The sequence below is a fragment of the Labrenzia sp. ATLA3 genome (assembly GCF_057180185.1).
On the sequence record NZ_JBXUKV010000012.1, the window covers coordinates 73,233 to 95,212 of the forward strand.

Consider the following 21,980-nt stretch of genomic DNA (forward strand, 5'->3'; position numbering starts at 1 on the left):
TCATCTTGTAATATCTCCTCGGGTGGAAACCGGACGGTCGTCGAAAGCGGACAGCCACTGGGACAAAGCCGGTTGCCGGAGGACCGAATAGTGACTGGCCTCGACGCTCAGCAGATTGACCGATGCCGACGTCAGGTCCTGCCAGCTTTCCACGAAGTGCCGGTCCAGGCCTTCGACGGCTCTCACCAGAGTGATGCTGACGTCACTAGGCTGCGGCCGATAGGCGCTCAACAGTTTCTCATGTGCGCTGAACACAGTCAGCAGCCGTTCAATGTCTTGCGGCCCGGCGCCCGGAAGCACGGCTTCGAACTGAGGAAAGCCACGGATGAGCTCAATGACATCCTGATCAGCCGCGAGATCCACCTCGACACCGAAAAGATCCCTGACGAACGCCTCCTTGCAATCCCGGTCGTTGTCTGTCCCCGTGCTTCCCGAGATGATCCCCATGTCCTTCAGGTCCTGCGTGGTGAAACTGTCGACAAGACCAAGGAAGGCGATTTCCTCACCGGCCTGTCTCAGCTGCCGGGCGATTTCATAGGCGACGACACCTCCGAACGACCAGCCGCATAGCCTGTAGGGACCGCTGGCTTGCTGCTGCAGGATCTGCTGGCAATACCGTGCCGCCAGTTCTTCCAGGCTTTCCGCCCGGCACGTTTCTCCCGGTTCCAGTCCCTCGGCACGCAGGCCGTAGACGGGGATATCCCGGGGCAACGCGTCGAGCAGTTGCTGGTAACAGGACAGAGCGCCTCCGACCGGGTGGATCAGGAACAAGGGGGCTTCGGTCACGGGTTTTGCGCCAGGGTCCGGCTGACGGAGCGACACCATCAGCGGCACCGTTTCAGGGGCGCCACTGTCTCTACCGGAGGTATCTGCCGTGAGACCGCGCTGCCGGAGCAACTGGGCCTGTGCAGCAACAGTGCCAGCAAGAGCGAGATCGGAAACCGACAGCGTACAATTGAAGGCCTGCTGGATCCGGCTCAACAGGCGGACAGCGAGAAGGCTGTGACCTCCGGCTTCGGAAAAATCCTCATCAATGTCGAGGGGCCTCTCCTGCGCACTTCGCCCAAGCACTTCGGACCAGATTTCAAGAAGCCTCGTTTCAAGCCGGTCCCGGGGCGCCCGAATTTGGCCGCTCGTCCCGCCATCGGCACTTGCCGGTCTTCTGAGGGAATGACGGTCGATCTTGCCGCTGACGGTTTTAGGAAGCCGCTCAAGACATACCCAGACGGAGGGCACCATATGCGCGGGCAGCGTTTCGGAGACCCGTCGCTTGACCTCCAGTTCGTCGAAGCTCTTTTCCTTGGCGCCGAGATAGGCGGTCAGAACCGGGTCCCCTGCCAGGCTTCTTTCCAAAACAACGGCAACCTCACTGATGCCGCAGGAGGCGATGGCCGCCTCGACCTCCCCGAGTTCGATCCGGTACCCACGGATCTTGACCTGATCGTCCAGCCGCCCGTGAAACTCGACCAAACCACCGCTGTTTGCCCTGAAGCGGGCGAGGTCACCTGTCGCATATAGCCGAACCAGCCGGTCGGCTATCCGATGATCGCGAAACTTCGTCTCTGTCAGCTCGGGACGTTCGTGATAGCCGATCGCGAGACGCTCACCGCCCAGATGCAGTTCTCCGACGACACCGTCGGGCACCAGGTTGCCATCCCGGTCGAGAATATAAACTTCCATGCCAGGCAGGGGCCGGCCGATGGGGACGCTGTGATCGCGGCTGTTCGGCTTCACGCTATGGGTCAGGGCCGTGATTGTCGCCTCAGTTGGCCCGTAAGCATTGATCAGACGGCAGCCTGCCAGAGCACTGCGGCTCCAGAGATCCACGACCTCCGGGGCGAGTGCCTCGCCGCCGACGATCAGAAGGCGCAGCGGCAGGCCTGACAGGTCGGCCTTGCCCTGTTCCCAGGACCTCAGAAGCTCGTGCAGCAGGACCGGGGGCAGGTCAGCCACGGTGACCGCCCTTGCGCGCAACATCTTCAGGAAGTCCGCCGGGGCCTGCAGGCCGTCGGGCCTGAGTTCCAGTCTCCCGCCTTTGGTCAGCACGGGCAGGATCTGCTCGATTGCCGTATCAACCGATGTCGGAGCGAACTGCAACACGGCATCGCTAGCGGTCAGTGCGTATTCCTTGGCAATCACCTCGCAGTGGCCGGAGAGGGCTCCGTGGGAGATGGCCACCCCCTTGGGTGCACCGGTCGAACCCGACGTGTAGATGATATAGGCCGGATCCTCGGCCCGGACAGCTGCGGACGGCGGTCTGGCCAGGCGCCCCTGAAGACCGGTGCGTTCCTTTGCAAGATCGATGATGACCGCAGGGGGATCACCCAGCTTCCCGAGCCGGTCCGCATGAAGCCCTTTTGTGAGAACCGCTGCCGCGCCCGCATCCTTCAGGATGGACCCCAGCCTTTCATCCGGATGATCGGGATCGAGCGGAACCCAGACAGCACCGATGCTCATGACCGCCAGGAGGGCAGCAATGCCGTCCGGCTCCCGGCCAAGCAGGATAGCCACGCGGTCACCCCGTTTCACCCCGTGCCTTTCAAGGAAAAATCCGATCCGTCTGAAGCGTGCTGCCAGTTGCTTGTAGCTGAGGCGGCCACTGTCGCCGGTCACGGCGACTGCAGAGGGCGTCTTGCGGGCCTGGGCAAGGATCTGTTCGTGAACCGGAACGCCAGAAGTCGCCTGCGACCGGCTCCGGCTCCAGTGATGCAGGGCACGGTCCACCTCCGCCCGGGTGAGCATCGGCATTTCGGAAATCAACCGATCGGACCGGGCCACGAGGCCTTCGAGGAGCAGCCTGTAGTGCTGCAAAAGCCGGTCCATCGCGCCGGGTTCAAAGACGCCGCTGCCCGCATTTGCAATGACAACGACGCCGCTTGAACCGTTCTGAACCTCAATTCCCAACGGTGTATCACCGGCCTGCCGGATGTCCGGGACAAGACGCGCCTGTCCTGTGTGGAAGCATTCAAGGCCGGACAGATCCTGTCCGAAGTTCTGGTAGGCGAAAGTCACCTGATACGGCATCTCACCGGTCGACGTTCCACCCAGTTCCCGGGCAATCGAACTGAACGGAAACTCGCTGCGCGCCAACCCTTCGCCGAGTTCGGCGTGCACTTGCCTCGATAAGTCCTCGCCGGTGAATTCCGGACGCAGAGCCAGCCGCAGGGCAACAATGTTCGCACAATAGCCGACCGTTTCGGCAAAACGCACCGACGGACGCCGCAGCGTCGGAACACCTATGACGAGATCCCGCTCGCCGGTGTAACGGTAGAGCAGCGCCGCAAAGGCCGTCAGGCAGAGCGATGCCAGGCTTACTCCGGAGGCCTTGGCCCGGTCTGCAAGGGCCTTGCCAAGGGGCGCGGGCAGTTTCAGCTCCCCGCTTTGCCCGGGGCCGCCAGCCTGCTGGCCGGCAGCCGGGTCGCGTGGCAACTGAAGTGTCGGCAGCGTCCCGGAGAGCTTCTCCAGCCAGTATTCTTTCTGGGCCTGCCCCTGTCCGGAGGCCGAAAATGAGTTTTCCCAGGCAACAAACTCCGAATAGTCCGCACCGCTGCCGATGACCGGCTTTGAGCCGCCCCCTGAGAAATGCTCATAGGCGCTCCAGAAAGCCCGCGTGATGACCTCCGAAGAAACACCGTCTGTCACAATATGATGGGCGACAAGCAGGACGACGCAGGCCTCGTTCTGAAGGCTCCCTCCCGTGAGGTGCTCGACCCGAAAAACACCCTCGCCCAGATCAAACGGGATTGAGGCACGCTGACGCAAAATGGCCCCGGTTTCGATTTCCCAGGGAAGGGTCACAAAGTCGATCTCAAGGGGCTCCGGCCGTTCAACCAGAACAGGGTCCTCGTCTTCAAGCACGACATGCGTGGCCAGAACCGGATAGCTGCGGACCAGCCAGTCGACGGTTTTTTTCAGTGCCTCAATGTCCAGCGATCTACATTCGAACGCAATCGGTACGTTGTAATCCCCGCGCCCGGCATAAAGTGACTGCAGCGCCCACAGCCCCTTCTGGGCTTCGCCGAGGGGCGCTCTATAGGGACCTGTCAAGCGGGCAGCCTGCACCGTCTCGCTTTCAGGTTCGGGCCTCGAAGCAAACGTCTCCAGGTAACCGGACAACAGCGCAGGGGTCGAGTGGGCCTCGATTACCTGCTGGTTCAACGACACGCCACAGGCCTCTTCAACAGCGTAGATCAATCGCATCCGGGCCATTGAATCGACCCCAAGGCCCTCGAAATCCTTGTTTCGGTCGATGTCGCCCGCCTCGCAGCCAAGCTCCCTACCAAGGGTCTTGCATATCAGTTGCAGTGCTGCATCCTCGTCCGGACGATCCTGATCCTTGTAGTCAGCTAGGACCTTCACCGGAGCAGCAACGACCGTCCCCTCTTCGCGGGCGCGTGCTTCTTTCAGCCAATGCCGTTCCCGTTTGAAAGGATAGCCGGGAAGAACCAGAAACGGACCTTCCCTGCTCACTTCCTGCACCGCAGCGGCCATCGGCGGCTCGTCCCCGCGGTCAGCCCCGTCCTCCAGTTTGGCGATGAGTTCGTCTGCATTCGCGGCGACAAACACCGCCTGGCAGTCCAGGCGTTCGCGGCCATGGCCAAGCGTTCTGGACAGCGCTTCCAGCGATACGTCTTTCGTCTCGCGCAGATACCGGCCAAGGAGCCGGCGCAGCTCGCTTAGCTGTTCCTCGGTTCTGGCAGAGACCTGGAAGAGCCAGGGTCCGAGGCTTTCGCTTGCGGCTCCGGACGCCTCAACGACAGGAGCGCTTTCAAGAATGAGGTGTACATTTGAGCCACCGGCGCCGAAGGAGCTGATGGCTGCCCGCAGCGGTCCCTCATATCCGGTCTCCCCGGTGGGTTTCCAGTCCGGTTTCCAGGGAGACAGATCTCTTTGCGGCCGGAATGGCGTGCCTTCGAAGGTATCGAGAGGTGCGGCTTTGCCGAACGAGGGAAACAGCTCGCGGTGTTCGAGTTGCAAGAGCACCTTGGTTAGCTGCGCAAGACCCGAGGCAGCCTCCGCGTGCCCCATGAGGGCCTTGACCGATCCGATCGCCGGGCCCGGAGTGTCGCGGTCTGCGTAAACTCTGGAGAGGGCCCGGAGTTCGATGTTGTCCCCGATGCTCGCGCCTGTGGCCGCTGTTTCGACATAGCCGATGGTGGCTGGATCGATGCTGGCGTTCCTGAAGGCATCTTCGAGCAGGCGGGCCTGTGCGTCCGCGTTCGGAACCGCGTAACCGGCCGAATGTCCCGCGTGGTTGGCAAGGCTTTCCTTGATCACACCGAGGATCCGATCCCCGTCTGCCAACGCATCTCCCAGTGGTTTCAGCAGTACGGCGCCGACCCCTTCGGCCGGCAGATAGCCGTCACCACCGGCGAAGGGTCGGGCGTCAGGTGTGCTTGCGACCAGTCCCGCCCGGCTGAGCGCTTCGTATTTGGCCGGATGAATTGAAAGGTTGACGCCGCCGGCGATCGCAAGCCCGCATTCCCCGGACCGCAGGCTCCGACAGGCCTGGTGTACTGCCTGGAGGCCGGATGAGCACATGCTGTCGACCGCAACGCTTGGCCCTTGAAGGTCGAAGAGGAAAGATGTCCTGTTTGCTATGCCTGCATAGGAGGACAGCGCCAGCTGTGCCCGGTCCTCTTCATCCGAGGCCAGCGCGGGATACTGGTTGTACATGGCGCCGACAAAGACGCCGACACGCTTCTGATAGTGTTCGGCGAGCCAGCTGCGCGTATGTCCCGCCCGCTCCAGCAGGTGCCAGGTCGTTTCCAGGAAGAGCCGTTCCTGAGGATCCGCCAGATCGGCTGCCCGCGGGGTATAGCCGAAGAATTCCGCATCGAAGCTGTCGATGTTGGAAAGGAAGCCGCCCCATTTGCAGTGGCTGGAACCCGGCGCTCCCTTTTGAGGCGAATAGTGCTTCAGGAGCTCCTGCCGGTCGGTCGGAATTTCGGTTATGCAATCGCTGCCCGCCCGCAGGATATCAGCGAAGGCTTCTATCGTTTCCGCACCCGGATACCGGCCGGCAACGGCGATGACCGCAACATCCTTCGCGTCAACAAACGGCGCAGCTCTCGTTGGCGCTGCAGGGTCTGGCCTCTTCAAAGGAGGTTCGGTCGGCCTGGTCTGTTCTGGCGCCTGCGGCCTTGGTGCGCCACTGCGTTCAAGCAGTTCATCGGCCAGACGATTGATGGTCTGGAATTCGAACAGGATGGTCTGGGAGAGAGGTCCGAAGTGGCTTTCCAGTGCTTCGACAATCTCAAGTGCCGACACGGAATCGACGCCGAACCGGTCGATGGTGTCATCCGGCGCCAACCGGTCTTGCGGGATCCCGAGACAGGCGGAGAAGGACGCCTTGATTGCCGCGACAACCTTTGCCCTGTCGTCCGGGACAGGTTCAGTTTTTTCGCTCCGGACAATGGCGGGCGCCCTCCTGGCAGCGGCAATGCTCTCTCGTTTCCCGTCAACCGGGGCAGCCGGCGTCATCAGGGAGCGAAGTCGCTCGTGATCTCCGTCGAGAACCAGAACCTGGTCGACGTTGCGTTGCGCCAGGATGGCCGTCAGGGCGGCGAGCGCCGGACCCGTCTCCAGAGGCCGCACACCGGACGCGCGTTCCATGGCCACCGCGGTGCGCTCGTCCATGTGCATGCCGCCTTCGCGCCAGTACGGCCAGTCGATGGAGACTGTCCTGCCGTGCCGGGTACCTCCGGCAACCTGGCTGTTGCGCCAGGCTGCAAAACTGTCGAGGAAGGCATTCGCCGTCGCGTAGTCCGATTGCCCGGGATTGCCAAGCGCCCCGGCGGCCGATGCAAACAAGACCATGAAGTCGAGCGGTCTGTCGCCGATCACCTCGTCCAGCAGGCGTATGCCACTCGTCTTGGGCGCAAGAACTTCCCGGAATGTTTCTTCGGTCTTTCCTGTCAACAATCCGTCACGAGTCAGACCAGCCCCGTGGATGACACCATCCAGCTCACCCTCGTCCTGTTCGATTTCATGCAGCAACCCGGAAACGGCGAGTTCGTCGGTGACATCAATGCTCCGGTAGCGAACAGACGCGCCGAGCGCTTCGAGTTCGCTCAGGCCTGCACGGATTGCCGGTGTCATTGGAGACCGGCCGGTCAACCAGAGCGAGGGGCTGTTCACGGAAGCGGCGATTGCCTTGGCCACATGCTGCCCGATACCGCCCATGCCTCCTGTCAGCAGATAGAGACCGCTATCTTTCCAGGGCAATTGTGAGACCTGCTGCGCGACTTCGAGTTCCTGCCAAGACCGGACGAAGCGCCGTCCGCGACGATAGCGGATTTCGCTCTGGTTCCCGGCGCGCTTTGCGTCTTCCGACAGGCGATCAGCGAGATCGTGAACCGATCCGTCCGTTGCGACCAATTGCCAGCTCAGGCCAGGATGTTCGAGCTTCGCGCAGCGCAGCAGGCCGGCAAGGCCTTCCAGGATGGTGTCTGTTCCCCCGAGAGGCACAACGACCTGAAGAAGCGCCTGCTGACGTTTGCGCGCAAGGTCCTGACAGAGCCTGAAAAGGTGCAGCGCGTGGAACTGGTAGCGGTCGTCCACTGCCGTCTGTGGCGCGGCCAGCACCGTGACTTCCGCACCGGCTTTGCCGAGGTCCCCGGCCAGTTGCGGCATCGAGGAAGCCAGATCACAAACCACCTGAAGGACCTGCCCTTCCAGCCGTCCCTCGTCCGCCGAAGCCGCTCGTTCCTGCCAGATACCGGAATAGAGCAGCGGCAGCGGGGCGGCAGGAGCAGCGGGTTTTGCAGGCGCGGTTGCGTCTCCGGCAAGTTCGGGCAGCCAATAGCGATCCTCTGCAAAGGGATAGGACGGCAGGCTGATCGGGCGCGCTTTGGCCCCGGCCCACAGAACTCGCCAGTCGACCGACGCCCCCCTTGCCCAGGATGCGGCAATCTCCCGAAGCGGAGTGGCAGGATCAATCGGCTTCACGAGTCCCGAAACTCGCGCCCGGATAATGTCGTCGCCCTCAACCACACCGGTGCGCTTGCCGGCGAGGAAATCCTCCAGTTTGCTTTGCAAATCGGCCTTTCCGTGCGCAACAATCGCGAGCCGCTCCTCGAAAGCTTCCCGGCCCTGTTGCAGGGTCCAGGTGACCGACGGCAGATCTTCGTCAGTTAGACTATTGAGCCGTTCGAGGAAATTCGTCAGCACAGCGGTCAGCCGCTCCGGATCGCGAGCTGAGAACGGATAAATCTCAGGGAACTCCCCGGTAAAGGCATCTTCCTTTTCCAGGTGTTCGGCGACAATGAAATGCGCATTCGAACCACCCGCGCCGAAGGAGGAAAGCCCGGCAATACGTGGCTGGACATCCCCCGCCCTGAACGGCGACGGCCAGGGTGCGAGAGACCGTTGAACGCGGAAGGGCGAGGCTTCGAAGTCGATATTGGGGTTCAACCTGCCGGAATGGATGGAGGGCGCAAGCTGCGCGTGCTTCAGCTGCAGCAGAAGTTTGGTCAGGCCGGCGATCCCCGCAGCGCTCTCCGCATGACCGATATTGGATTTGACCGACCCGATGGCACAAGTGCCCTGTGTCCCGTAGGCCCTTGTGAGTGCCGTGACCTCGATCGGGTCTCCGAGGCTGGTTCCCGTTCCGTGGGCTTCGACGTAACTCACGTCTTCCGGCACGACCCCTGCTCTTGCGAGCGCTTTTTCGATCACTGCAGTCTGAGCCGCCGGGTTCGGAACGGTGTAGCCATTGGTCTTGCCACCGTGATTGAGCGCCGAACCGAGGATCACGCCATAAATCCGGTCACCATCGGCTTCTGCCCTGCTCAAGGGTTTCAAGAGGATGGCACCGACGCCTTCAGCCGGAACATAGCCGTCGCCACCCTCGCCGAAACTCTCGCACCGCCCCTTGCTGGACAGGAACCGGCCCTGGGAGAGCGCCAGAAACTTGTTTGGATGCGGGGTCAGGTTCACGCCGCCCGCCAGCGCCACCGCACAACTACCGGACCGCAGGCTGTCGCAGGCGAGGTGGATCGCCGTCAGGGAAGACGAGCACATCGTATCGACGGCGATACTCGGCCCGTGGAAATTCAGGAAGTAGGACACCCGGTTGGCAATCGATGCCGCGCTGCCTGTCAGCGCAGCTGGCGTGCCCCGCGCGCTCAGGTCAGGACCGTAGAGCTGGTATTCCTCCCACATGACCCCCGCGAACACGCCGATATCGCCCTGTTCCGCGAGGGTTGCCCGCGTGTAACCGGCATCCTCGAGGGTTTCCCATGCACTTTGCAGGAAAAGCCGCTCCTGGGGATCCATGTAGAGCGCTTCTCGCGGCGCGATGTTGAAGAACATTGGGTCGAAACGGTCGTAGCCGTCGACAAAGCCGCCCCATTTGCCGGTGGTCTTGCCGGGCTGACGAACGGGATCGTAAAACCGCCTGTGATCCCACCGTTCCGCAGGGACTTCTGTAATGCAGTCACGCCCTGCGGCAAGATTTTTCCAGAAGTCTTCAAGGGTTCGCGCGCCCGGATAACGGCCGGCAAGGCCAATTATCGCAATTGGATCGTCAGCAGGTGCCTCGCCCCGTTTCGCGGTTGCCGGTGCTGTTGCCGGCAAGGCCGCGACCGCAGGATGGGTCCCTCCACCGCACACCTCGGCGAGGCGATCGCCATGATTTGCGCGAAAATATCCGATCAGGGCTTCAAGCGTCTGGCAGTCGAAGAAGAGCGTCTTCGACAGCGGACCGAAATCCCGCTCCAGACTGTCCGTCAGCTGCATGATAAGCACGGAATCGATGCCGTAATCCTCAAGCGGCGCTGTCAGCGAGATGGCTGTCGGATCAATCTCGGTTTCCCGGGCAACAAGTCCGACGAAGTAGTCTTCAACGTGGTCTGCGGTGGCAGTGTTTGCTGAACGCATCTTCGCTGGAGGAGCCTGCTCTCCCTTGGGTTCCTCCAACAGGCGCAAAGTGAAGCCGGTAATCCGGACGCAGACAGCGCCTGTGTCGTCTGCCAGATCGATATCGAGCTTGCGAAGCCCCCGGCTTGCCGGGCAGACACGCAGATGGGCCCACATGGCCTCGCTTGTCGGCCTGATCACGTCCATCCGGTCGATGGCAAAGGGCAGGGCCAGGCCTGCGCTGCCGTCTTCAGAAAACGCGACAAGTGCGGCGTGGAACGCGGCATCGATCAGACTGGGATGCAGAATGTGATCGCTGCCCCCGGCCGCCTTCGGCAACTGCAGCCGCGCCAGTACCTCGCCTTTGCGGGAACTCAGCTCGGTGATCGCGCGGAAGGACGGCCCGTAGTCGATCCCGAGCGCGCAGTAACAGGCATAAAGCCAATCCGGGTCATGGCCAGTCCGACAGGCATTCTGGAGCGCATCGATGTCCAGCCTGCCGAGCTGCCCTGCCTCCGATACACCGCCAATCTGTCCACGCATGAAGTCCGGCTCGCTGGTGCTGGCAGAGCTCACACGGAACTGCGAATTCTTCTGGTTCCCCTTCGAGAAACGGACATCGAGCGCCAACTGACCGGTGTTGAGTTCTATGGGCCTGCGCCAGGTCACATTCGCGAAGCGTGCCGGAAGGGCGTCCACGGCCTTGTCATCCAGGGCTGCTGTCAGCACGACGTCCAGGCTCATCGCACCGGGCAGAATATGGCTGCCGTGAACGACATGGTCCTTCAGATAATACGCATCTGCATTGAGTTGCCTGCCGTTGGGCCTGGTCGACGCGGGTTCCGTTTTCGCCGCGGTTTCTGCTTCGGCACCGCCGACGCGGTAAATGTCGCGCGCGAACGGATAGGTCGGCAGCCTGAGCCGGCGACGCCGGCCCGGGTTGAGCTTCTGCCAATCCACCTTGCCGCCCCGGACCCAATGGCGCGCGATCCCGGCCGCATCGGCATCCTGCGGCAGAGCTCCCTGCGGCCGGTCCGGTCCCTTGGCATCGCCAAAAAAGGTGTCAGGTGGTTCGCTGCCTGCCAGAACAGCCGTCAGCTGGGACCGCAAGTCATCGAGGCTCGAAACAACGCATGCAAGGCGCTCGCCGAGACCGGATCTGCCTATCTGCAGCGTGTAGGCCAGATCCCCCAGGTCGGCTTCCCCCAGGCGGCCGCTTTCAAGCTCGCAAAGGAGGTCACGGACCACGTCGTTCAGGCGGGTGCGGTCCCGTGCCGACAGCACGACGACGGCCGGCGCATCCAGACGGTACGGCGCGGCCGCCACCTCTGCTCCGCCCAGGTATTCCTCCACCACGACATGCGCATTGACGCCGCCGAACCCGAAACTGCTGATGCCGGCTCGCAGCGGCAAGGCTGCTCCGCTTTCGTCCTTCACGGGCTTCCAGGGCCGTGCCTCACGCACAATCTCGAAAGGACTTCCGCTCAAGTCGATGTAAGGATTGACCTCCTCGCAATGGAGGCTCGGGGCAAGCTGGCGATGCTCGATCTGTTTCAGAACCTTGATCAGCCCGGCGACCCCGGCCGCGAGCTCCAGATGTCCGATATTGGTCTTGACCGAAGCGAGCCCACACCCTGCTTCCTCAATCCGGGCGGCACCCTTCGGCAGCGATGCGAATGCCGATTTCAGGGCATTGATCTCGACCGGGTCTCCCAGGGCCGTGCCCGTACCATGTGCTTCGATATATCCGACGCTGTGCGGGTCGATGCCCGCGCGGGAATAGGCGGTGATCAGAAGATCGGCCTGGGCCTGCGTGTTTGGTGCCGTGAGAGAGTTGGCATGGCCACCGTGATTGATCGCCGTGCTGCGCACCACGGCCAGGATCGGATCGCCGTCCCGCTCCGCGTCTGACAGTTTGCGGAGGAACACCATGCCGACGCCTTCACCACGCACATAGCCGTTGGCCAGGGAAGAGAAGGTCTTGCAGCGGCCATCGGCCGACAGCATGCCCGCCTTGGCAAAGTTGATATGGGCTTCCGGAGTAAGGATCGTGTTGACCCCGCCGACAAGCGCCATGTCGCAATCCCCTGCCCGGATCGCCTGAACGGCCCGATGCAGCGCGACCAGGGAGCTGGAACATGCCGTCTCGACCGGTTCGCTCGGTCCGTGCAGATCGAGCAGGAAGCTGATCCTGTTGGGACCAACGGACGGCACCGATCCTGTCGCGACATAGCCTTCACCGCCGGAGTCCGCACCAATCATGTCCCGGTAGCCGCTGGAGGATGTGCCGACGAACACGCCGACCTTCTGTCCGGCAAGGCTTTCAGGCGCATGGCCCGCGTCTTCGATCGCCTTCCAGGCATGGGTCATCATGAGGCGCTGCTGGGGATCCATCAGGCGGGCTTCACGAGGTGAAATGCCGAAAAAGAGCGGATCGAATTCAAAAACCCGGTCGATGAAACCACCCCAGTGGATGTTGGTTCGCGACGGATCCTGCCTCGGGTCACCATCAAGCTGCTGCCAGGACCATCGGTCGGCAGGAATCCGGCTGATGCTGTCCCGGCCGGAGATCAGGTTGGACCAGAATTCCTCAGCATCCGCTGCGCCAGGAAAACAGCAGCTTTGCCCCACGATAACAACCGGATCATCCTCCGCCCCGGACGGACGGGCGACCAAATTCGCAGCCGGGTCGGAAAAAATGCCTTGTACAGAACCATTCGTCTCGGCCGCGGCCTCTAGAGGCTGCGTGCTGCCGGAAGAGCCCAGTTGGGCGTCTGTCAGCTCGTCGCAAATGTGCCCTGCGAGCCGAGACAGCGTTGCGAACTCGAAGAAATCGGCAGGCGTCAGGTTCAGGCTCAGGTCCGAATTTATCTGCGCGGCAAAGGCCGTCATGCTGACGGAATCGAAACCGAAATCACCGAGTTCCGTATCCGGATCCAGCATCTCCGGCTCGATCTCCAGCACTCTCGCCGCAATGCCGGTCACAAGCACCAGCGTTCGTTTCCGCCGCTCCGTTTCGTCAAGAGCAGGCTGCGCCTCGGGTCCTGCCTTGCCCGAGGACTTGGCGTCGGGCAACGGTCTGGTGACAAGGTCCTCAAGACGGATGACGAGAACGCCGTCATCATCGCAGAGATCGATTGCCGTCCCTTTCGCCTCCTGCCTGATGACCGCCCACATACGGTCAGCCGTTCTGCCGTAGATCCTGACGCGGCGCACGGAATAGGGCAGCGCCAGCTCAAGTCCGTCCCCGACATCGTTGAGCGAAAGGACGGCCTGCAGGGCTCCGTCAAGAATCGAAGGATGCAACGCAAATCCGCGGTCCGCTTCCTGCGGGAGATCGAGCTGCGCAACCACGCCCTCCGCGCCGCGCCAAAGATGCGTGATCGCCTTTTGCGAGGGGCCATATCCAAGACCAAGCGCCTCAAATCTCTGGTAGAGCGCGTGTCTGTCAATTTCTGTATCCGCAGCCTGTCTTGCCTCTCCCAGGTCAATTCTGGGAGCGTCCTCACCGGGAAGCAGGCGGAGCACGCCTTCAGCATGCCGGCGCGCGCCTGTGGCGACAATCGAATACCGGAAGCCCTCCGACGGCCCTTCGTTCAGAAAGACGTCGAGCTGCTCGGGACCGGTTTCAACAGCCACCGCACCTGTCCAGGTGTGGCCGGCGAGTTCGAACGGGCTCGCTTGCCGTCCGGCACTGTCGAGCGCACGCCGCACCAATTCGAAAGACAGGACACCCGGCATAACCCTGAAGCCGTTGACCAGATGGTCGCGCAGATAGCTTTCCGAACCGTCGAGTCGTAGCGTGCAGCTGCCCGCTGCCGGGCTCGCCGTCTGTGAAACCGTCTGCGCCTTGCCGACCCAGTACGGCTTCCTTGCGAAGGGATATCCGGGAAGGGAGATGCGGCGCGCAGGCCTTCCCTCGCGGACCGCGGCCCAGTCGACACTCAAACCACTGGCCCAGAGCACCAGCAGGTCTTCCGCTCGCCCTCTCGCGGCCAGGCTAGCCGCCGCTTCGCGCAGGGGGCCGTCGCTTTCGAGAACCGAGAACGTCTTGCGGCCGGACTTTACAGTCCCGGTATGGAGCGCCTTGCCGGTTTCCCCCGCCAGATATTCCTCGAGCCGTTTCTGCAGGTCCTCCATGGACCTGCACACGAACCCCAGACGATGGTCCATCTGCTCTCGCGCCGTCTGCAGCGTAAAAGCAATATCCGCCCGGCTTGCTGTGTTTGCGGGACCGGCAACAAAGGCACGGAGGTCCCCCGCCATTTCCTTGAGCTGGTCTGCGGTCTTTGCCGACAGTACGATAAGCTCCGGCGTCTCTCTCAGCTCAACGTCCGGAGCCGGATGTGGCGCCAGGTATTCCTCCAAAACGACATGGGCGTTGGTGCCGCCGAACCCGAAACTGCTGACGCCCGCCCGCCTTGGCAGCAAGTTGCCGTCGCTGTCGACGACATGGGGCCAGTCTTCGGCCTGCTGCGCTATGTGGAAGGGGCTGCCCTGCAGTTTCAAATAGGGGTTCAGGTCATCGCTGTAGAGCGAGCGCACGATCTTCCCGTGTCGCAACTGCAGCAGGACCTTGATAAGGCCGGCGATCCCCGCGGCAAGCTCCAGATGGCCGATATTCGATTTTACCGAGCCAATGGCACAGCTCTGTTCCGGAGCAGGTCCGAAGACGGCTTCGGCATCGCTTGCAAGACCGGCAAAGGCGGCGGTCAACGCTTCGATCTCGATCGGGTCGCCGAGAGGCGTACCCGTACCGTGCGCCTCGATATATCCGACCGTTCGGGGGTCTATTCCGGCGCGATGATAGGCGGTGCGAATGAGATCTGCCTGGGCTTTCGGATTGGGCGCTGTCAGCGACGCGGCGTGACCGCCGTGGTTCTCCGCACTCGAGCGAAGCACTCCCAGAACCCTGTCGCCGTCGCGTTCCGCGTGCGACAACAGCTTCAGGAAGACTAGCCCGACGCCCTCGCCACGAGCGTAGCCGTCCGCCCGTTTGGAAAATGGCTTGCAGAGCCCTTCCGGCGACAGCATGCCGGCCTTGGAAAAGCCGACGAAGGCTTCCGGCAGCAGCAGCGTGTTGATGCCCCCCGCGATGGCCGACGCGCAATGTCCGGCGCGGATTGCTTCGGCTGCACGGTGGACCGCGATCAACGCGCTGGAGCAAGCTGTTTCAACCGCAACGCTCGGGCCGTGAAAATCGTAAAAGTAGCTGATCCGGTTCGGTCCGAGCGACGGAGCCAGGCCGGTCATCGAATACCCTTCGACCTTGGTGCCATTGTCCGCGATGAGGCGGCTGTAACCGGTATCCGCAGTCCCGATGAAGACCCCGGTATCGGAGCCTGCCAGCGCGGAAGGAACGTAGCCCGCATCTTCCATCACGCGCCAGGCCTGGGTGAGCAGCAGGCGTTGCTGGGGATCCATCATCCGGGCTTCCGGTGCGGATATTCCAAAGAAGGTCGCGTCGAAGGCGGCCAGATCCTCAATGAAGCCGCCCCATTTGACGTTGCCCTTGCCGGGTTCGGACAGGGGATCTCCCCAATAGTCTCGCCAGTCCCAACGCTCGGGCGGCACTTCGCTGATGGTGTTTCTGCCCTCGTTCAGGACGTTCCAGAAAGCATCGATATCGGGTGCGCCCGGAAACTGTCCGCTCATTCCGATAATGGCCACCTGGCCAGCATCGGTATTCGCGGCCTGCCGAGCCTCCGGCATGTCAAAAGCCCGCACCCTTGCAGGTGCCACGGCGCTGACAGCTTCGCCTGCATCCGCGGGTGCGACCGCGCCTGCCCAGTCTCCGGCATCCTCTTCGACCCCTGCCCTGTCTGCGCTATCAGCCGCAGGGGCACCGAAGACCGCGCTCATCGCGGCAGCTTCTTCGCCCGCAAGGTAATCCGCCAAGCCGTCAAGCGTCGGATATTCAAAGAAGACGGTTGGCGTCAGCTCCAGCCCAAAGCGGTCATTCAGCCGGTTCGCGAACTGAGTGAAGCCGATGGAGTCGAAGCCGTATTCGGTCAGTTCCTCATCCGGCTCAAGGTCCTCTTCAGAGACCTTCAGCTGCGCACCGGCTTCCTCCATCAGGCTTGCAAGGATCATCCGGCGCAGGCTGCCGGTCGCGACGGGCGGCCGGCTTTCCGCAGGTGTTTCGGTGTTTGCCTGCATCGCAACATCAGCGGATCGCTGCTCGAAGGCGTCACCGACAAAACGCCGGATGCGATTGCCCTCCCCTGATGCGATCAATAGGCGCGGTTCCACGCCGCCCAGGACGGAGTAAAGCGCATCAAGGCCCTGGCGCGTTTCAAGCGGCACGAGGCCGGTTGTCCGCCGCATCAGGGTTTCCTGCTCTGGTGCGAGCGACATGCCGCCCTCGCGCCAGAGCGGCCAGGCGACCGACACCGTCTTGCCGTGACATGTGCCCGCTTTGCGCCGGGTCTCACGCGCTTCGGCAAAACCGTCGAGGAAACTGTTGGCCGCTGCGTAGTCGGCCTGACCAACATTGCCGACAATGCCGGAGATCGAGGAGAAGAACACCAGGAAGTCGAGCGGCGCGTTGCCGATCGCCCTGTCCAGGGCCACCGCACCTGTTACCTTCGGAGCCAGCACATCGGCGAGCTGCTCCGGGGTCTTGCGCAGGACCACCTCGTCCCGGATGACGCCTGCTGCATGGATGACACCATCCAGCCTGCCGTATTCTCCCCGGATGTGCTGCACGAGGTTTTCGACCGACCGGACATCGGAAAAGTCCGCAATCCTGTGATTCAGTGCCGGTGTCTCGGCGATCCAGTCAGCTATCTCGGGCTTTGGCTGGCTCCGGCTCGCAAGAACGACCGTCGCACCGGGGACCGTCTTGATGATTTCCCGGGCAAGCGTAATCCCAAGCCCGCCAGTCCCGCCGGTGACGAGATAGACACCATCGGATTTCCACGGCAAGGACGCCGGTTCCGCCGTGGCCGAGACCTCTTCCCAAACTTCCAGCGACAGGTCTTTTCCCGTCGTCTTCAGGCAAGATCCTGCGGACGCGCCGGCGGCCTTCTTCAATTGCTCCGCCAGATCCGCAGAGGATGATCGATCCGTGAGAACCAGAACCTGGCCACGAAAAGCCGAATGTTCACGGCTTATGCTGCGAAGCATGGCCGCCAGACCGGCGAGGGCGCTGCTGTTTTCTTCTGGCCCGAGAACCAGCTGTATCTGGCAAGGTCCCGAAGCCAGTTCCGCTTGAGCGATGCTCAGGATCTGGTTGGCCAGCTGCAGGAAACGTTGATCAAGGGAAGCGACAGGATCGTCCTGAAGCGGATGAATGTCCTGGTCCGGCAGCAGTGCCGCCAGCTCCTCAATGTTCCCGACTTCCTTTGGAAGAAGCACGATGCGCCGCCCGCTTTGCACAGGTGCTACCACCGCATTGAGCGGACGCCAGCGCGGTCTGAAGCGCAGCGGCGCGCTGTCCGCGGTCGGGTCAAGCGCTCTCGTCGTGAACCCTTGCAGGGATAAGCGGATCCTTCCCTGTTCGTCGATCAGGTCGATATCAATCTTGCGCAAGCCTGAGCCTGCGCCCGCCTGTTGCTGGACATGCGCCCACATGTGTTTTTCGCAGGCGCCAAAGATCTTCACGCCCTCGACTGAGAACGGCAGGGCAGCCGCTTCGGGAGCTTTGCCGGAGGCATCCAGTGCCAGACCGATTGCCGCTTGCAGCGCTCCGTCCAAGAGGCTGGGGTGCAGACCGAAATCGGCGAAACCTGCCTCGACGCTTCCTGGAAGTTCAAGTCTGGCAAGAACTTCCCCGCCCCTTGAGGCGTCCTGGGTAACGGCAAGATCCGTGATCGCGCGATGGCCTTGTCCGTAGACCAGCCCCATGGCGTCGAAGCCGGCATAGACCTCGCGAGCTCCCAGACGGGTTGCCGGTTTGCCTCGAAGACTGTCCAGATCGACAGAGAGTTCGGTTGCCTCCATATCGGCGGCAACCCGCATTTGGGCATGCAGAAGGCGTTCGCCGTTTTCCGTTGTGCTGAAAATCTCCGCGCGCAGGTGCCCGTCCCCGAGACCTGAAAATTCGCAGGTGATCGGAACCGGTTTTTCGACCACGAGCGGTGCCATCCAGACCACCTGCCGGAGAGCCGGGTTTGCGATACCTTCCTGAACAGCTGCAGCTCGCGCCAGTTCCAGATAGGCGACCCCCGGCAGAACCGGCGAGCCTTCGACCTTGTGGTCCTTCAGAAAGAACTCGTTACCGGTCAACGACAGCTGATAGACCCCGGCGCCGGTCGCAACCGGCGTGAGCGACACCCTGGGAGCCTCGGCTCCGGTGTCCACGTCCGGCAACCAGTAGCGCTTGCGCTGGAAGGCATAGCCCGGAAGTGGAATGCGGCGCGGGCAAGCTCCGGCGTGGAGCTCCGGCCATTTCACCTCCCCGCCGGACACCCAATGCCGGGCAATCGCGGTCGGGTCTTTTCCCGAGGGATCGAGCGGCTGGGCCTTTTCCCTACGGCCGGCCGCAACGGTTCCCCGTTCCGCGATACTGCCGTTCCCCGCAAGGAACGCTTCCAGTTTTGCGGCAAGGTCCTCCCGGTCGGCAGCCACGAAGGCAACGCGGTGACGCATCGCATCGCGCCCGTCCTGAAGCGTAAAGGCAAGGTCCGCCAGATCGTTTTGCCGGACCGCGGGTAACAGCCGGGTCAGCGCCTGCAACAGCGCCGGCTCGGTTTTCGCCGAAACGGGAACCACGAAAGGGCCGTTCCTGGACTGTGAAGACCGACGCTCCGGCTCAGAATATTCCTCGATCACCAGATGCACGTTGGCGCCGCCGGCTCCAAAAGAGCTGATGCCGGCGCGCCTGGGGACCTCCTTGCCGTCGATTAGCGGCCTCTTCCAGCCCGCCTCGTCCTGAAGCAGATAGAAGGGGCTACCGGCAAGATCCAGCAGAGGATTGGGTTCTGCGCAGTGCAGTGTCCGGAAGAGCGTCCCGCTCTTCATGGCAAGGAGCACCTTGATCAGTCCGGCGACACCCGCTGCCGTTTCCGCGTGGCCGATGTTGGACTTGACCGAACCAAGACCAATTTTCGCCGCGTCTGGTCGATTAAGATTCCAGTCCCGGTAGAGCTCGCTGAATGCAAGCTTCAATCCCTCCACCTCGATGGGGTCGCCGAGCGGCGTGCCCGTGCCATGACACTCGATCAGGCCGATGGACCTGGGATCGACACCGGCTTGCCGGTGGGCTTCGACGATAAGACGGCCCTGTGCCTTCGGGTTCGGGGCGGTCAGAGAGGTCGCACCGCCGCCGTGATGTTCCACCGATCCCCGAATGACGCCAAGGATCGGATCGCCGTCCCGTTCGGCAAGATCGAGGCGCTTCAAAAGCACGGCTCCGACACCATCCGCCCGGGCATAGCCGTTGGCGTCCTTTGAAAAGGTCTTGCAGCGCCCGTCCGGCGTGATCATGCCGACCTTGGAGAACATGATGTGCTGCGTTGGCGAAAGCATCAGGTTCGAGCCGCCGGCAATCGCCATTTCGCAGCCTTCGTGACGGATGCTCATCACGGCGCGATGAATGGCCACCAGCGAACTGGAACAGGCTGTATCGATCACTTCGCTCGGCCCGTGGATATCCAGAAGGAACGACAGGCGGTTCGGACAGAACGCATGTCCCAGGCCGGTGAGCTGCTGGGCATCCATGATGCCCGCGCGGTTCACCATGTCGGTGTAATCGAGCAGATTGATGCCCAGAAACAGGCTGATTTTCCGGCCGGCCAGAGACCCCGGCGCATAGCCGCCCTTTTCGATCAGGCTCCAGACGCACTCCATGAACAGGCGGTGCTGCGGATCCATGAGTTCCGCTTCGCGCGGGGAGATGTTGAAGAAGCTTGCATCGAAATGATCGACGTCCGGAACGAAACCGCCGTATTTGACGTCGGTGAAGGGACCCTTTTTCGGATCACCGTGGACCGCCCGCCAGTCCCAACGGTCGGCCGGAACTTCCTTGATGCAATCCTTTCCGGCCTTCAGGTGAGCCTCGAAGGTCTCCAGATCCGGGCTTTGCGGGAACATGCCCTCCATCGACACGATGGCAATCGGCGCATCGTCTGCAGCATCCTTCGTGCTTTCCGGTTCTGCAGGGCGTCGCAGTCTTGCGGCAGGTGCCCCCGCAGCCGCGCGTTGGCGGCGGATCCACGGTTCTTCCCCGCCCAGATCGTCGTCGCCGGCTGATGCTGCTGGCACAGGGGTGGTTTCTGCCGCGGACGTTGCGGGCTTCTGCGAAGCTGGCGGGGACGTCTGGGCTGCGTCGTGTTTTGCGTAATGTGCCGCAATCGGCGTGCCGAAACGCTCCAGCAGAATACTGCTCAAGTCGTCAATGTGCTTCGCCTCAAAGAAGGTGGTCGGCGCGACGGAGATCCCGAAATGGCGGGAGATCTGCACCATGATCTCGGTGATCGCGATGGAGTCGACACCCAGGTTGGCGAGATTTTCCTGCGGCTCCAGTTGCTCCTCGGGCATGCGCAAGGCGGCGGCTGCAATCCGAAAGACATCGAGCGCCAGTCGGTCGGAGATGCTGCTCTCACCGGTCGTCTCTGGCGAAGAGCTGTCCGCTTTCGTCTCATGAGCCCGGGACGCGACGCGCATGCTGGCCCGCTCGACAAGCTCCTTGTCGAGGAGTTTCGCCATTCGGGCGCGCAGGTCGTCGCCGGATCCGGTACTCATCGCAGGGCGACCTCTCTTTGAACCGGGGCCTCTTCGGCCAGCATGTCCCGATAATGGCGCATGTGGCCGAGCAACTTCCAGAGATCCGCTTCCCACTGATGCCGGTAGCTGTCGATGAAATACGTCTGGCCGAGATCCGGGGCATCGGATTTCTTCGCGGCGAGGAACCGCTCCAGTCCGGCGGTCCTGCCGAAGAACGCCCTGGCATAGTTCAGCACGAAAAGGCCCTGGGTTTTCAGCCCGTCCCCCAGTCCACCCGCGGCGTTGATGAAGCCCATGAACAGGATGTTGTCCAGATTGCGCGGCGTAGAATGCAGGAAGAGGTCGGGAATGCTGCCCTTCCACTCCAGCAGAGACCGGTCGAGGAACGGGAACTCGCGGCTGTATCCCGTAGCATAAAGCACAAGATCGATTTCTGCCGGAGGCCCTTCCCTGAAATGCACTGTCTTGACGTCGAATTTCTCGATGGCGCCTCTCGGCGCAACATCACCATGGCCGATATGATAAAGCAGCAACGAGTTCATGACCGGATGGGCGGCATCAAGTGGATAGTCCGGTTTCGGAAGCCCGTAGTCGGTGCCGTCGTACCCTGCGAGCCGGAAGACTTCCTCGATATAAGCGAGCGTTTCTTCCTTGGTGGCGAACTTGTTGCCGAGTTCCATCATCCATTGCGGCGTGGGTTTTCCGGAGATGAATTTCGGCTGGTAGTAATAGCCCCGCCGCGTGCTGTGCAGAACGGTCTCAGCCGTCCTGATGGCGTCAACGGCGATATCGCAGCCCGAGTTGCCACCGCCGACGACCAGCACCCTCTTTCCGCGTAGCAGGTCGGCCGACTTGTAGTCGCGCGCATGCAGCACCTCGCCGGAGAATTGGCCGGGTATGGCCGGCTCTGGAAAACGCGGTACCCTTTGCAGGCCGTTGCAGACGATCACCAGCGGATAAAGGATGTCGTGCCCAGCGCTGGTCTTCAGGCGCCAGCCGTCGCCCTCCTGTGTCAGCGTCTCGACCGCCGCATTGAAAGACGCACGCTGATAGATACCGAAGGCCTTCGCGTAGGAACGGATATAGGCCAGCATCTGGCGATGGTTCGGATAGGGAGGATAGTCCTCCGGCATCGGAAAGTCGGCGACCTGGGTGTTGAATTTCGGCGAAATCAGATGGAGGGACTCGTAGGTCCTGCCGCAAGCAGCGTCACCGTTCCAGACACCGCCGAAATCGGCCTCCGCCTCATAGAGATCGATGTCGATACCGCCATCGATCAGTTCGCGCGCGACGCCGATGCCGGTCGGGCCGCCGCCGATGATCGCAACCTTGCTGGGTGAACGGTTCATGAGCGAAGCTCCTCCCTGATCCGAATATCCCGGCTGCGTTCCAGTGCCGTCACCCGGACGCCTTCCAGGCGCAGAGCCTCAGCGCCGTCGGCACCGTAAAGC

3 protein-coding genes (1 of these 3 only partly in view) are annotated in these 21,980 nt (G+C 62.5%); all 3 read right to left on the minus strand.

Features of this window, described 5'->3' with window-relative positions:
* Tightly spaced (each overlapping or abutting the next), the 3 genes in view from AC2A6O_RS27430 to AC2A6O_RS27440 form a layout consistent with a single transcriptional unit that may run on beyond the window.
* Positions 1–20,547: an amino acid adenylation domain-containing protein gene (locus AC2A6O_RS27430; protein WP_498931915.1), complete on the minus strand. Its 20,547-nt coding sequence runs from the start codon at positions 20,545–20,547 to the stop codon at positions 1–3.
* Positions 20,544–21,878 carry a flavin-containing monooxygenase gene (locus AC2A6O_RS27435; protein WP_498931917.1) on the minus strand — a complete coding sequence of 445 codons (1,335 nt, stop codon included), beginning with the start codon at positions 21,876–21,878 and terminating at the stop codon, positions 20,544–20,546. The genes AC2A6O_RS27430 and AC2A6O_RS27435 overlap by 4 nt, the downstream gene beginning before the upstream one ends.
* Positions 21,875–21,980: the 3' end of an SDR family NAD(P)-dependent oxidoreductase gene (locus AC2A6O_RS27440; protein ID WP_498931919.1), read on the minus strand. Its footprint extends 20,744 nt past the window's final position; only the last 106 of its 20,850 coding nucleotides appear in the window; its start codon lies beyond the right edge, outside the window; its stop codon occupies positions 21,875–21,877. The genes AC2A6O_RS27435 and AC2A6O_RS27440 overlap by 4 nt, the downstream gene beginning before the upstream one ends.